Raw genomic sequence first — 13,804 nt, 5'->3', positions numbered from 1 at the left:
TCGCGCAGGCCCGGGGACGTCAGTCTCCGGGCCCGCTTCCGGTTGTCCGACGGGTCGAAGGAAAGCATGAAACACGCAACACAGACGCCGGCCCCGCCGACGGGGGAGCGCCGGCGTGAAGGGGCCCCGGCGCCACGAGCCGCGGGCGCCCGCCGCGCGCCCGCACGGCGATCGGGACAGTGGGCGGCATGGGCGTTCCTCGCGCCGGTGGTGGTCTACCTGCTCGCGTTCTACGTCTATCCGCTGTACCGGAACGTCGACCTCAGCCTGCGCAACTACACGGTGCGGTCGTTCGTGCAGGGGGACGCGCCGTTCACGGGGCTCGCCAACTACGCGAAGGTCGTCCGCGACGCCACGTTCGGGCCCGCGCTGTGGCACACGGTGGTGTTCACGGTGGTGTCGCTGGCCTTCCAGTTCTCCATCGGGCTGGCACTGGCCGTGTTCTTCAGCCGGAACTTCCGGCTGTCGGCGACGCTGCGCGCGCTGTTCCTGGTGCCGTGGCTGCTGCCGCTGATCGTGTCGTCCTCGACGTGGTCGTGGATGCTCAACAGCGAGTCGGGCGTGGTCAACGCGGTGCTCGCGACGGTGGGGATCGACCCGGTGAACTGGCTGACGTCCCCGGACTGGTCGCTGTGGTCGGTGACCATCGCCAACATCTGGATCGGGATCCCGTTCAACCTGGTCGTGCTCTACAGCGGCCTGCAGGCGATCCCGGCCCACATCCACGAGGCGGCGGCCCTGGACGGCGCGGGCGGCTGGCAGCGGTTCTGGCGGGTGACCTTCCCGCTGCTGCGGCCGGTCTCGGCGATCACGCTGCTGCTCGGACTGGTCTACACGCTGAAGGTGTTCGACATCATCTGGATCATGACCAAGGGCGGGCCGAGCGACGCGTCCACGACGCTGGCCACGTGGTCGTACCGGCTCGGCTTCGGCAACCTGCTGCCCTCCTTCGGGCCCGGCGCGGCGGTCGGCAACCTGCTGATCGTGATCGCGCTGGTCTTCGGCCTCGTCTATATCCGCGCGCAGCGAAGGCAGGGAGCGGCATGAGGGCGACCCGGCGCACTTGGTGGCGGACCGGCCTGGGCGTGGTCTTCACCGCGTTCATGCTGTTCCCCGTCTACTGGATGATCAACGTGTCCTTCACCCGCGACCAGGACATGCGCAAGTCGCCGCCGTACTGGTTCCCCGTGCACGGGACGCTGGAGGGTTACCGCGCGGTGCTGGAGCAGCAGGGGCCCTACCTCGCCACCAGCCTCGTGGTGGGGCTGGGCACCGTGGCCCTCACCCTGGTGATCGCGGCGCCCGCGGCGTACTCGCTGGCCAAGCTGCGCCCGCGCGGCGGCGGCGTGCTGAGCTTCGTGCTGCTGATCGCGCAGATGATCCCCGGCGTGATCATGGCGATGGGGTTCTACGCGATCTACCTGAGCACGGGGGTGCTGAACACCGTGCCGGGGCTGATCGTGGCCGACTCCACGCTGGCGGTGCCGTTCGCGGTGCTGATCTTCACCGCGTTCATGTCCGGCATTCCAGAGGAGCTGATGCAGGCGGCCCGGGTGGACGGCGCGGGCGCGGTGCGCACGTTCTGGTCGGTCGTGCTGCCGGTCAGCCGCAACTCGATCATCACGGTGTCGCTGTTCGCGTTCCTGTGGGCGTGGTCGGACTTCGTCTTCGCCAGCACGCTTGACCAGGGCGGCGGCCACCAGCCGATCACGCTCGGCATCTACCACTACATCGGCAACAACAACCAGCAGTGGAACGCCATCATGGCGACCGCGGTCGTCGCCTCGATCCCGGCGACCGTGCTCCTCGTCATCGCCCAGCGCTACGTCGCCGCCGGGGTCACCGCCGGCGCGGTGAAGGACTGACCACTAAGGCGGCGGGAAGCCGCCCCCGTGGACCGGGGGCGGCTTCGATCACGCCGGGACCCGGGAAGAAGCCGGGGACGACCCTGACTCAGTAGACGTGGGCCCAGTCGGCGCTGTCCCAGCGGAGCTTGTCGATGCCTGCTCAAGGCTACTGCCCACCGACCTCCGCGGGCCGCGGCTGCGGCTCGGCGATCGGCTCCGCGATGCCTGCGCGCCGCCCGGGTGGGTGCCGGTGCGTGAAAGATCAGTGCCGGTAGTGTTATCGGTATCACGCGGTCGCGTCAATATCGGAGGCCGACGGAGCGGGGCGGGCGTGAAGATTTCACGACCACGGTTCTTTGACGTGCGGCGACAGTGGCGAGGCCGGGGCGGGTCTTGACAGGGGGAGAGGGACAACCTACACCGTTGTGTTACCGATAACGCACACTGTCGTTTCCCGGAAGTAACCCACTCCGAGAGCTCGCGGCGGCCCGTCCGACCGGCCGGCTCCGCCGTGTCTCGCCCGTTTCCCATCCCGTCCCGCCCCGCATCCCGTTCCGTATCCCGGCCCTTCTACCCGCGCATCTCCCCGCCGCGTTCTCCGACATCAGCGGCTCCCACCCCCCGAGGAGAAGAGACATGCACGAGGCACCCGTCGAGTCATCCACGCACCTGGCCGCCCATACGGCGGCCCGGCGCCGTCGCCCGCCCACAGTCGCCGCCGTCCTCACGGCGATCGTCACCGCCCTCGCCTGGCTGGTGGCGTCACCCGCGTCACCGGCGTCGGCGGCCACCGCGCCGCTGGTCAGCGCCACCTCGGGGCGGTGCCTGGACGTGAAGGGCAACGTCGACACGTTGGGCACGATCCTGGACATCTGGGACTGCAACGGCCAGGCCAACCAGGCGTTCGAGTTCACCTCGGCCGGCGAGCTGCGGACGCTGAACGGCACGCGGTGCGTGGACGCCTACAACAACCAGACCTCGCCCGGCACGCAGGTCGTCATCTGGTCCTGCAACGGGCAGAACAACCAGAAGTGGCGGCAGAACTCCGACGGCTCCATCACCGGAGTCCAGTCGGGGCTGTGCCTGGACGTCGACCACGCCGGCACGGCCAACGGCACCGCGGTCATCCTGTGGACCTGCAACGGTCAGAGCAACCAGAAGTGGAGCACCACGACCGGCGGCGGCGACACGCTCGTCGTCGACGCGAGCAGCGTCGTGCGGCCGGTCACCCGCGTCGGCTCGGGCACCCTCTACGGACTGGCGGACGCGAACACCCCGCCAGTTTCGATCATGCAGCCGCTGAAGCTGCACCAGCTCCGGCAGCCGCCGCCGCTGCACGAGCACCGGCCGAACGGCTCTCCGGTCCCGATCGGGGACACGCTGAACGTCTGGCGGAACGCCGCCGCCATCGGCGCAGTGATCACGGTCGACATGGCCGACAGCTTCGACGGCTTCCCGTACAACTGGACCAACTGGAACGACTGGTACAGCAGGATCGACAAGATGATCGCCGCGGCCAAGTCGGCGGGTGTGACGAACATCGACGCCTGGGAGCCGTGGAACGAGCCGGACTGGACCTGGCCTTCCGCGTCGGGCGTCTCCTTCAACGACGGGTGGGTGCGCACCTACCAGCGGATCCGGCAGAGCGAACCGAACACGGCCATCATGGGCCCCAGCTACTCATACTGGGACGTCAACCGGATGCGGTCCTTCCTGACCAACGCCAAGGCGACGAACACGGTGCCGCAGGTCGTGTCGTGGCACGAGCTGGGCGGTTGGCGGCAGGTCACCGCCAACGTCCAGGCCTATCGCAATCTGGAGCGTGAGCTCGGGATATCTCCGCGACCCATCTCGATCAACGAGTACGCTTCGACCAGCGAGATCGACGTCCCCAGCAGTGCGAACCACTATGTGGCACAGTTCGAGCGCGCGGGCGTGCGCGACGCCGAGCGCGCGTTCTGGTACGAGGCCGGCACACTCAACGGCCTGCTGTACAACGGGCAGCCGACGGCGTCGTACTGGATGTACAAGTGGTACGGCGACCAGACCGGCAACATCGTCAAGGTGACCCCGACCACGTCCAACGACGGTGTGGCCGCCTACGACGCGGGCAGCAGGACCTTGAGCGTCGTCTTCGGCGGACAGTCGGGGAACAGCTCGATCCGCGTGGACGGCATCGGCGGGCTGGGCTCCTCGGTCACCGCCACTCTGGAGTCCGTGCCCGGCTCGGGACGCACGACGAACGTTTCCGGGCCGACCAGGGTGTGGTCGAACGCCTACACCGTCACGAACGGCAGCGTCACCATCCCCATCGCGAACCAGAACGCCTCCGGCGCCTACCGCCTGGTTCTCACCCCGCGCTGATCGCGGCGCCGAACCCCCTGGCCGCGGTCGCGTACCGCGGCCAGGGGCGGGCGCGCCGACGGGGACGCGCCGATTCGCCGCTGAGGAGAATCGGCGCGTCACTCCCGCACGAGGTGGACCAGTGCGCTGGCGTAGTCGCCGGGGGCGAGGTCCGGGAACAGGCCGTGAGTGAGCAGGACCGCGCCGTGGTGGACGCGCCCGGTGGCCTCGTCGTAGTAGCGCGCCGCCGGGTCGAGGGCGCGCAGCGGGATGCCCGGTTCGGGGTGACCGAAGCGGCGGGAGCGGCGGAAGACGAGCACCGCGGCCTCGCCGCCGTCGGGTGCGAGGTACTGCACGGCCGACAGCTCGCCGTCCGGCGGCAGCAGACGGTACTGCCGGCCGTGCTGGACGAGCGGGCGGATCCGCTTGTAGGCGGCGACCAGTTCGGCGGCCCGCTCCAGCTCGGCCTCGCTCCACTCGGTGAGAGCGCCGCCGATGGCGAGCACCCCGGCCATGGCGACGTGGAAGCGGAAGTCGAGCGGGATCTCCCGCCCGGTGTACGGGTTGGGGCTGTCGGTGACCCAGGCGCCCATGACGCGGGCCGGGTAGAGCTGGGAGAAGCCGTGCTGGATCTCCAGCCGGTCGAGGGCGTCGGTGTTGTCGGAGGTCCACACCTGGTCCGTACGCCGCAGGATGCCGAGGTCCACTCGGCCCCCGCCGCTGCTGCACGACTCGATCCGCACGTGGGGGTGGGCGGCGCGCAACCGGTCGAGCACCGCGTACAGGGTGTGGACGTGGCCGAACCACAGCCGCTCGTCCGGGCCTGCTTCGGTGAAGGGACGGTTCATGTCCCACTTCAGGAAGTCGACGGCGTTCTTGGCGAGCAGCTCGTCCAGCGTCCGGTAGAGCCAATCGGCGACCTCCGGCCTGCTCAGGTCGAGCACGAGCTGGTTGCGGTGCTCGGTGCGGGCGCGGTGCGGCCGGTGGATCACCCAGTCGGGGTGCGCGCGGTAGAGGTCGCTGTCGGGGTTGACCATCTCCGGCTCCACCCACAGCCCGAACCGCATGCCCAGCTCGTGGACCCGCTCGATCAGCGGCCCGAGCCCGTCGGGGAAGCGCCTCGGGTTGGGGCGCCAGTCGCCGAGTCCGGCGGCGTCGTGGGTGCGGGCGCCGAACCAGCCGTCGTCGACCACGAACAGCTCGACGCCCATCCGCGCGGCCTTCTCGGCCAGCCGGACCTGGCCGTCGAGGGAGACGTCGAAGCCGGTGGCCTCCCAGGAGTTGTACAGCACGGGCCGCGTCTCGCCGGCGTGCGGCAGTACGTGCCGCAGCTGGTGGTCGTGCCAGGCGCGGCTGGCGGCGCCGAAGCCGCCTTCGGTGTACAGGCCCGCGCACACGGGGGTGACCAGCTCCTCACCGGTCCCCAGCTCCCAGGTCACCGGGTCGTGCCCGAACCCGGCCGACAGCGTCACCCGTTCCGTCGGCAGCCGCTGCGCGGTGAGCCGCCAGCTCCCGCTCCATGCCAGCGCGCAGGAGTAGACCGCGCCGTGCTCCTCGCCGGCCGTGCCGTCGTCGACCATCGCCCAGGGGTTGGCCTGGTGGCTGGTGACGCCTCTGCGGCTGGTCAGGACGGTCTCGCCGTACGGCAGCTCCGTCCGGTGCAGGCGGGTCTCGGCGCCCCACCGGCCGCGTACGGAGCTGAGCCGGTAGCCGCGGAGGCGGGGGAGCACCCAGGTGGCGGAGTCGGCCCGTACGACGGTGACGGGCTCTCCCTCGTTCCGCAGGACCAGATGCCGCTCGATGACGTCGCCGTCCTCGTGGATCCGGTAGTGGCACTCGACGGCCAGCGGGTAGTGACCGTCGGCGTACGCCAGTACCAGCTCCCGATCGGTACGGCGCTGCCCGGTGAAGACGAGTTCGAGGTCGCGGGTGCCGTCGGCGAAGCGCACCTGCAGGCCCGCCTGCCCGTAGCGAAGGCCGCCGGCGGCTGTCAGGTCCAGCGTGCCCTCGGCGGTGTCCTCCACCGGCCGGAACGGCGGTTGCGGCAGCAGCAGCAGCGAGGCCGCCTGCTCAGGCGTGAGCCGTGGTCCCCAGTGCAGCACGCGCGGCAGGCCGGTGTCGCCGAGATGCAGGACGTAGGACGAGGACGGCCCGGACAGCACCCACAGGCGGCGTTCGGAGTCGTGGCGGATCATCTCAGCCTTTCGATGACGTCGTCGCGAGCGGACCGACGCAGGCAGGACGGCACGCGGGCGACGGGACGGACAGGCGTGCTGCACGCCTGACTCCTCCGCCCGCGCCGGACGGAGGAGTATCGGGAACGGGGAGGTCAGGTCGGCGCGGGGCCGCTGCTCTCGCGCACGATGAGCTCCGGCTCGCTCCACGCCGGCACTGGAGGGGCCGACCGCGGCTCCAGCCTGCTGTACAGCAGGCCGAAGCAGGCGCGGCCGAGCCCCTCGAAGTCGAGCCGTACGGTGGTGAGCGAGGGATTGAGGTAGGCCGAGGGCGGGGAGTCGTCGAAGCCGACCACACTGAGGTCGCCGGGGATGTCCCGCCCGGCCTCACGCGCGGCCCGCATGACCCCGAGCGCGAGGTCGTCGTTGCCGCACAGGACGGCCGTCACCGAGCGGTCCGCCAGCAGGGAGCGCACCGCGAGATAGCCCGAGCGCGGGGTCCATCCGCCGTGCAGCGGCTCGGGCACCGGGCGGCCGGCCGAGCGCAGCGCGTCCTGCCAGCCCTGGGTGCGCTGCGGCAGCACGCTCGTGGTGGAGGGGATGGCCACGTAGTGGACCGTCCGGTGCCCGAGGCCGAGCAGGTAGCGGGTCGCGTGGGCGGCGGCCGCCCTGTCGTCGAGCCAGGCCTGCCAGGGGTTGCCGTCCTGTGTGCCCTCCGCGGCGCCGCCGGCGGCATCATCAGGGCGGCGCTCCACGGCCGCCGCCACCGGGACGTCCGGCGGCAGCGCCCGAAGGGCGCGCACGCCCGCCTCGTCGAAGGCGATCACCATGACCGCCTCGCCCGGCCGGTTGAGCCGCAGGGCGATGTCCGTCTGGTCGGAGTCACGCTCCAGCACGCTTATCCCCACGGAGAAGCCGGCCGTCCTGGCCGCCTCCTCCATGCCCCGCAGTGTGGCGGCCGCGCCGTACAGGGCGGTGTCGGAGGTGAGCACGGTGACCGAGCGCACCGGGCCGCCGGCCAGCGCTTGCGCCAGCCGGTTCGGCCGGTAGCCGAGCTCGGCGATGACCTGCAGGACCTTGGCCCGGGTCGACTCGCTGACCCGGGCTTTGCCGTTGATGACACGGGAGACGGTCTGCTGGGAGACACCGGCGACCCGGGCGACGTCCCAGATGCTCGCGGACCGGCCGCGTGGAGCGTCCTCGGCTGGCATGTGACCGGTAACTCCCATGGATGAGAGCCTACTTGATGGCGGCGTTCGCCTCGTCGTTCATTTTCTTCGCCGCGTCCTGCGGAGGGCCTTGCCGCCGCGCATCCGCCGGTTCAGCGCCAGCGCCAGCAGCAGCGCCGGCACGATCTGCGCCGGGACGTTGAGCAGCACGTAGCAGACCGCGTTGAGCACGGCCTGGTGTCTCCGCATGCCATTTGGTTCCGGAGGGCTGAGGTGATGGAGGGAAGGGTTACCGATAACATCCAAGTCGTCAAGTGTTCACCCCGCAGGAATCGCCGGGGATGGCGAGGCCGGCCCGGTGGCCGGGGCTGTGGATGCCACCTCAGGGTCGAAGGACGCGCCGTCCACCGCGATCCGGCCGTCGTGGGACTTCCTCAGGGGAACGACTTCGGTGATCGCCGTGCCTTGAGGATCGCTCTCCGCGTCTTCGCCGGGCATCGCCCGTCGCGCTGGAGTCGGGATCCGCCGACCGGTTGATGCGGGCGTACGACCTGCGGGCCTTCCGCCGGCCTGGCCGGACAGCGCCGGCACCTCTCCGCGTTTTCAGTCGGTCGACTAACTGTGACTCGACAAAGGGCTCGTAAGCCGTTATGGTCCTTCTCAGTCAGCCGACTAACTCATACATGGGAGCAATGATGATCGTGGTAACGGGTGCCACCGGAAACGTCGGACGCCAGCTGGTCGAGCTGCTGACCGCAGCGGGTGAGCGAGTGACCGCCGTCTCCAGGCGGACCGCCGAACTGCCCAAGGGGGTACGGCACGTGCGAGCCGACCTGGACGACCCCGCCGGGCTGAAGGACGCCTTCGGCGGTGCGGAGGTGCTGTTCCTGCTGGTGGCCGGTCAGGACCCGCAGGCGCTTCTCGACGGCGCACGGGCCGGTGGGGTGCGGCGGGTCGTCCTGCTGTCCTCGCAGGGGGCGGGGACCAGGCCGGAGTTCTACCGCCATCCCGCCGCTTTCGAGGACGCGGTGCGCCGGTCGGGACTGGAGTGGACGATCCTGCGGCCCGGCGGCTTCCACTCCAACGCCTACGCCTGGGCGGAGTCCATCCGAGACGGCCGCACCGCCGCCGCTCCGTTCGGTCACACCGGCCTGCCGTCCGTCGACCCGGCCGACATCGCCGAGGTCGCCGCGACAGTCCTGCGCGAGGACGGGCACTCAGGCCGCGTCTACGAGCTGACCGGTCCCGCGCCGACCACGCCGCGGGACCGTGTGGCGGCGATCGGCGCCGCGTTGGGCGCGCCGGTGCGATTCACCGAGCAGACCAGAGAGGAGGCTCGGGCGCAGATGCTGCAGTTCATGCCCGAGCAGGTGGTGGAGGGGACGCTCGCCATCCTGGGGGAGCCGCTGGACGCCGAGCGGCAGGTCAGCCCTGACGTCGAGCGCATCCTCGGCCGTGCTCCCCGCTCCTTCGCGGAATGGGCCGTCCGGAACGTCGCCGCCTTCCGATGAGCCCGATCGACGCGTTCCTGGCCGATCCGTCGGCCCTGTATGCGCTGACCTGCCCCGCCCGTCTCCCGGGTCTGGGCGAGATCGGTCACGTGCTGATCCACCGCGACGACCGCGCGCGCCGCCCGGTGGGGGCTCGCCTCCGACCCCTGCGCCGAACAGCTGTGGCGCGTCCTGATGCGCGCCGAGTACGAGGCCGAAAACCGTCCGGAGAAACCGGGGTCCATTCGAGCGCGGCGCTACGGCCGACCCGCGAGAATCGGGAAGCGGGGGAATTCCTCAGGCGCTTCCGCCTTGGAATATCTCGGTCGGTATCAACAGTCCCGGGCGCCCGGTGGGCCCCGCCTCGATTTCGGCCTGGCATCGATCGATCAATTCGCCGGCGACCTTCTCCAGCGGAATTCGTACGCTCGTGATGGTCGGCTCGGTGATCAGTCCCATCGCTCCGCCGTCGAAGCCGGTGACCGCGATGTCGCGGCCGGCCCGCAGGCCAACGGAATGACAGACGTTGACCACGACGGCGGCGATGGAGTCGCTGCTGGTGACGATCGCGTCAGGCCGCTGCCGCCGGCTCAGTATCCGGCGGACGTGGTCACGAATCGCGTCGCCGGAGCCCTGGAAGATGTCGTCGTTCGTCGCCTCAAGCCCATGGCGGTCGAGACCCCGCTGGAAGCCGTGGAGTCGTTCGCGCTTCCAGTACTCGTCGCCCTCGGCCCCCACGTAGGCGAACCGGCCGTATCCCTTCGCGACCAGATGGTCCATCAGCATGGCCATGCCGTGCGCATTGTCGATGTCGACCCACTGCTGGGGGAGGTCGGGGGCGAGGCGGCCGAAGGACACGAAGGGAAGCGTGCCGCGCGCCAGCAGCCGGACGCGGGGGTCGTCCACCTGTGATTCCGAGATGATCAGTGCGTCGATGTTGCCCCGGGCGATGAGTTCGGTGAATACGGACAAGGGGTCCTCGTCCGTATGCGTGAATACCAGAATCTGGTAGCCGCGCCGGGCCGCCGCCTTTATCAGCGCCTGGAGGAAACTGAGGGTGAAGCCTTTCACCGTCTCCAGTTCCTCGCCGGACATGTGATAACCGATCTGCATGCTGCGCCGGGAGCGCAGGGCCTGGGCCGCGCGATTCGGCTTGTATGAAAGCGCTTCCATCGCGGCCATCACGCGGGCCTGCGTCTGCGCCGAAAAGTAATCCTTGCGGTCGTTCAGCACATTGGAGACCGTCTGTCGCGATACGCCGGCGAGTTTCGCGACGTCGTCGATGCTGGGGCGGCGAACTGAGCGACGATCGTTCGCGCCGGCCATTTTCCCCCGATCGGCTGTGTCTGACATTCGCATCACTCATGGTGTCGCAGGCGCCCGGGCCCAAACGCCTCCGGACTCTAGCACGCACCGCAGGCCCCGGAGAGGGCCGCGCCGACCGGTGGAGCGCCCACGTACGCACCCGCGTGAACCGCGGACGACATCTTGACGTAACGCCGGTGACATGTCACTCTCGGCTCCATTGAACGTTACATGTGAGCGCAAACACACTCTCACCCTCATCGAGACATGTAGCCGCGCCGCAGGCTCTCGGCGGTTGATGCGCGGCCTGATTCGTAGGAAAAGGACGTAAGTGTGGCCATCGTGGAAACTGTCGCCGAGGCGGGAGATCCTCACTCAGGTACGAGCGATGAGGTCGCGGCGCGGTCGGACGGGCACGGAGCCGACGGCTTCGTCCACCTCCAGGCGTCCGGGGTGAGCCTGGTGCTCGACTGCCGCGGCCCCCGGCTGCCACGGGTGCTGCACTGGGGACGCGCGTTGCCGCACGCGTCGGACGCGGACCTTTCGGCGTTGGCGCTGGCTTCGCTGCCGGCGACGGTACCGAACTCGCTCGACACGCCCGCGTCGGTGGCGGTGGTGCCGGAGCCGGCGACGGGGTGGTTCGGCCTGCCCGGTGTCCGGGGCCACCGCGACGGCCTCCATTGGTCGCCGCTGTTCGAGACGGAGCACGTCGGCGTCCACGAACGCGGCGCCGGCGAGGGCGGCGAGGTGGCCGTACTGGCGTCGGACGCCGGCTGCGGCTTGTCCCTCGAACTCCGCCTCGACCTGACGGCCGGCGGCGTGCTCCGCATGCGAGCCGCGCTCCGCAACACCGCTTCCGGGTGGTACACGCTCGACGGCCTGGTGATGGCTCTGCCGGTGCCGGCGGAGGCGACTGAGCTGCTCGACTTCACCGGCCGCTGGGGCCGGGAGCGGGACCCCCAGCGACGCGCGTTCTCGGCCGGTGCTCATGTTCGCGACGGGCGACGCGGGCGCACTGGTTCGGACGCGTCGTTCATCCTGGTCACGGGCGAGAAGGGGTTCGGGTTCCGGTCCGGCCAGGTGTGGGGCGTCCACGTCGGATGGAGCGGCAACCACCGGACGTACGCCGAGCGGCTGCCCACCGGAGAGTCGGTCGTCGGGGGCGGCGAGCTGCTGCAGAGCGGCGAGGTCCGGCTCGCGCCCGGCGCGTCGTACGAGACCCCATGGGTCTATGCCGCCCACGGCGACGGCCTCGACGAGATGGCCGCCCGCTTTCACCACCTGGTGCGGAGCGGGCGGGGCGGACGGCGACCGGTGATCGTCAACACCTGGGAGGCGGTCTATTTCGACCACGACCTGGGCCGGCTCAGGGCGCTGGTCGACGCGGCCGCCGAGGTCGGGGCCGAGCGGTTCGTACTCGACGACGGCTGGTTCCGGGGCCGGCGCGACGATCGGGCCGGGCTGGGCGACTGGTTCGTGGACGAGGCGCGCTGGCCGGAGGGGCTGCATCCGCTCGTCGAGCACGTGCGGGCGCGGGGCATGGACTTCGGCCTGTGGGTCGAGCCCGAGATGGTCAACCCCGACTCGGACCTGGCTCGCGCGCACCCGGACTGGATCATGGCGACCGAAGGCCGGCAGCCCCCGCTGGTCCGTCATCAGCAGGCTCTCGACCTGCGCCGGCAGGATGCCTACCGGTACATCCTGGAGCGGCTGGACGCCCTCGTGAGCGAGTACCGGATCGCGTTCCTGAAGTGGGACCACAACCGCGACCTCATCGACGCGGGCGTGCACGAGCAGACCAGGGCGGTCTACCGCCTCATGGACGAGCTGCGGGCGCGCCACCCCGGGCTGGAGATCGAGTCGTGCTCGTCGGGCGGCGCCCGGGTGGACCTCGGCATCCTCGGGTGCACCGATCGCGTCTGGGCCAGCGACTGCATCGACGGCATAGAGCGGCAGGCGATCCAGCGGTGGACGGCGTTGCTCCTGCCGCCGGAGCTGATCGGTTCGCATGTGGGGTCGGCGCGCTCGCACACCACCGGGCGGACGCAGAGCCTCGCACTGCGGGCCGGTACCGCGCTGTTCGGCCACTTCGGCATCGAGTGGGACCTGACCGCGGCCTCCGGCGAGGAACGCGCGGAGCTGAGGCGGTGGGTGCAGCTCTACAAGGGGATGCGCGGCTGGTTGCACCGTGGCCTCGTGGTACGGGCCGACCACCCCGACCCGGCGCTGTGGCTGCACGGAATCGTGTCGGCGGAGCGCGATCAGGCGCTGTTCTCGGTGGTGGCGATGGCCACCGGCGCCCGCACCCAGCCCGGACGGGTCCGCATCCCCGGGCTCGACCCGCATCAGCGCTACCACGTGCATCCGCTGCCCCCGGGCGACAGTCCGGGCACCACCGCGGTGACCCCGAACCCGTGGCTGGCCGAGGGGGTCGTGGTCACCGGCCAGGTGCTGGCGGAGGTCGGCCTGTCCGCCCCGCCGCTTCACCCCGAACAGCTGCTCCTGCTGCACATCACGAAGGCATGACCGTCATGAGGACCAGCACCGAACGGCAGCGCGACACGGAGGCGCCGCAACCTGACATGTCCCCGCCGCAGCCCCGGCGCCGGGCGGGCGACCTGCCCGTCGCAATGGTCTTCCTCCTGCCCGCGGCGGTCGGCTTCGCCGTCTTCTACCTGTGGCCGACGCTGCGGACCATGTACCTCAGCTTCACCGACTACAGCCTGCTCGCCCCGCCGGAATGGGTCGGTTTCGACAACTACCGGCGCGTGTTCGGCGACCGCCTGTTCTGGAACTCGCTCAAGGTCACGCTCGAGTACGTCGTCATCAACATCGGGGTGCAGACGATCGTCGCCCTCGGCATGGCCGTGCTCATGCACCGCCTGACCCGCTCCGGGCTGATCCGGGGCATGCTGCTCCTGCCGTACCTGGTCGCCAACGTGGTGGTCGCACTGATCTGGTACACGATGCTCGACGCTCAGCTCGGCATCGTGAACCAGGCGCTGGAGTGGATCGGCCTCGACCCGGTGGCCTTCTTCGGGGAGACGAGCACGGCGATCCCGACCATCGCGCTGGTCAACGTCTGGCGGCACATGGGCTACACCGCACTGCTGATCTTCGCCGGCCTGCAGGCCATCCCGAAGACCGTGTACGAGGCGGCGGCGACCGACGGCGCCTCCGAGGCGAGGATGTTCTGGCGGATCACCCTGCCGCTGTTACGGCCGGCCCTGGCGCTCGTACTGGTGCTGACCGTCATCGGCTCGTTCCAGATCTTCGACACGGTGGCGGTCACCACCAAGGGCGGGCCGATCAATGCGACCCGGGTGATCTACTACTACATCTACGAGCAGGCGTTCCAGCGCTTCAACTTCGGTTACGCCGCCGCCATCTGCGTCGCCCTCTTCGCGATTCTCGCCAGCCTCGCGCTGCTCCAGCTCAAGCTGCTGCGCGCCGGCGACTCGGACCTGGACTGAGAG

General features: G+C 70.3%; 10 protein-coding genes. 6 read left to right on the top strand and 4 right to left on the bottom strand.

The features are described 5' to 3' along the window. Positions 1-66: 66 nt before the first annotated feature. From IL992_RS22150 to IL992_RS22140, 3 genes are all read left to right on the top strand, one after another. Entirely contained in the window at positions 67-1,047 is a 981-nt protein-coding gene (locus IL992_RS22150) for a carbohydrate ABC transporter permease (protein ID WP_193205263.1), read from the top strand. Then, positions 1,044-1,865: a carbohydrate ABC transporter permease gene (locus IL992_RS22145; protein WP_193205262.1), complete on the top strand. Its 822-nt coding sequence runs from the start codon at positions 1,044-1,046 to the stop codon at positions 1,863-1,865. The genes IL992_RS22150 and IL992_RS22145 overlap by 4 nt, the downstream gene beginning before the upstream one ends. 618 nt (positions 1,866-2,483) lie before the next feature. Beyond that, on the top strand, positions 2,484-4,211 hold the full coding sequence (locus tag IL992_RS22140) for an RICIN domain-containing protein (RefSeq protein ID WP_193205261.1): 1,728 nt from the start codon (positions 2,484-2,486) through the stop codon (positions 4,209-4,211). Positions 4,212-4,309: 98 nt separating this feature from the next. Here the strand turns inward: IL992_RS22140 and IL992_RS22135 are convergent, their stop codons facing one another. The 3 genes from IL992_RS22135 to IL992_RS22125 all read right to left on the bottom strand — a co-directional run bounded on the left by IL992_RS22135 (position 4,310) and on the right by IL992_RS22125 (position 7,782). Next, the gene (locus IL992_RS22135) at positions 4,310-6,385 is read right to left on the bottom strand and encodes an alpha-galactosidase (RefSeq protein ID WP_193205260.1); all 2,076 of its coding nucleotides are present in this window, start codon (positions 6,383-6,385) and stop codon (positions 4,310-4,312) included. Between the two features lie 134 nt (positions 6,386-6,519). Further along, the gene (locus IL992_RS22130) at positions 6,520-7,575 is read right to left on the bottom strand and encodes a LacI family DNA-binding transcriptional regulator (RefSeq protein WP_193205331.1); all 1,056 of its coding nucleotides are present in this window, start codon (positions 7,573-7,575) and stop codon (positions 6,520-6,522) included. Between the two features lie 57 nt (positions 7,576-7,632). Then, entirely contained in the window at positions 7,633-7,782 is a 150-nt protein-coding gene (locus IL992_RS22125; RefSeq protein ID WP_193205259.1) for a hypothetical protein, read from the bottom strand. A 443-nt stretch (positions 7,783-8,225) separates the two neighbouring features. Between IL992_RS22125 and IL992_RS22120 the strand changes: the two genes are divergently transcribed. Beyond that, the gene (locus IL992_RS22120) at positions 8,226-9,044 is read left to right on the top strand and encodes an NAD(P)H-binding protein (protein ID WP_319018723.1); all 819 of its coding nucleotides are present in this window, start codon (positions 8,226-8,228) and stop codon (positions 9,042-9,044) included. A 276-nt stretch (positions 9,045-9,320) separates the two neighbouring features. On the opposite strand, the gene IL992_RS22115 is transcribed toward IL992_RS22120, so the two are convergent. Next, positions 9,321-10,376 (bottom strand): LacI family DNA-binding transcriptional regulator, encoded by a 1,056-nt coding sequence (locus tag IL992_RS22115; protein WP_193205258.1) that lies wholly within the window; start codon positions 10,374-10,376, stop codon positions 9,321-9,323. A gap of 285 nt (positions 10,377-10,661) precedes the next feature. Between IL992_RS22115 and IL992_RS22110 the strand changes: the two genes are divergently transcribed. Further along, positions 10,662-12,854 carry an alpha-galactosidase gene (locus IL992_RS22110; RefSeq protein ID WP_404804776.1) on the top strand — a complete coding sequence of 731 codons (2,193 nt, stop codon included), beginning with the start codon at positions 10,662-10,664 and terminating at the stop codon, positions 12,852-12,854. Beyond that, positions 12,851-13,801, top strand: coding sequence for a carbohydrate ABC transporter permease (locus tag IL992_RS22105; RefSeq protein ID WP_226873517.1), 951 nt, complete (start codon positions 12,851-12,853; stop codon positions 13,799-13,801). Before IL992_RS22110 ends, IL992_RS22105 begins: the two co-directional genes overlap by 4 nt. Positions 13,802-13,804: the final 3 nt, after the last annotated feature.

The sequence above is a fragment of the Microbispora sitophila genome, assembly GCF_014892245.1.
GTDB lineage: Bacteria > Actinomycetota > Actinomycetes > Streptosporangiales > Streptosporangiaceae > Microbispora > Microbispora siamensis.
The sequence above is the reverse complement of the archived record's forward strand: the minus strand, read 5'-3'. Positions and strand labels throughout refer to the sequence as shown.

Bases quoted from the DNA above. Each gene is read 5' to 3' on its own strand.
- IL992_RS22150 (WP_193205263.1), top strand. From the start codon at position 67: ATGAAACACGCAACACAGACGCCGGCCCCGCCGACGGGGGAGCGCCGG.
- IL992_RS22145 (WP_193205262.1), top strand. From the start codon at position 1,044: ATGAGGGCGACCCGGCGCACTTGGTGGCGGACCGGCCTGGGCGTGGTC.
- IL992_RS22140 (WP_193205261.1), top strand. From the start codon at position 2,484: ATGCACGAGGCACCCGTCGAGTCATCCACGCACCTGGCCGCCCATACG.
- IL992_RS22135 (WP_193205260.1), bottom strand. From the start codon at position 6,385: ATGATCCGCCACGACTCCGAACGCCGCCTGTGGGTGCTGTCCGGGCCG.
- IL992_RS22130 (WP_193205331.1), bottom strand. From the start codon at position 7,575: ATGCCAGCCGAGGACGCTCCACGCGGCCGGTCCGCGAGCATCTGGGAC.
- IL992_RS22125 (WP_193205259.1), bottom strand. From the start codon at position 7,782: ATGCGGAGACACCAGGCCGTGCTCAACGCGGTCTGCTACGTGCTGCTC.
- IL992_RS22120 (WP_319018723.1), top strand. From the start codon at position 8,226: ATGATGATCGTGGTAACGGGTGCCACCGGAAACGTCGGACGCCAGCTG.
- IL992_RS22115 (WP_193205258.1), bottom strand. From the start codon at position 10,376: ATGTCAGACACAGCCGATCGGGGGAAAATGGCCGGCGCGAACGATCGT.
- IL992_RS22105 (WP_226873517.1), top strand. From the start codon at position 12,851: ATGACCGTCATGAGGACCAGCACCGAACGGCAGCGCGACACGGAGGCG.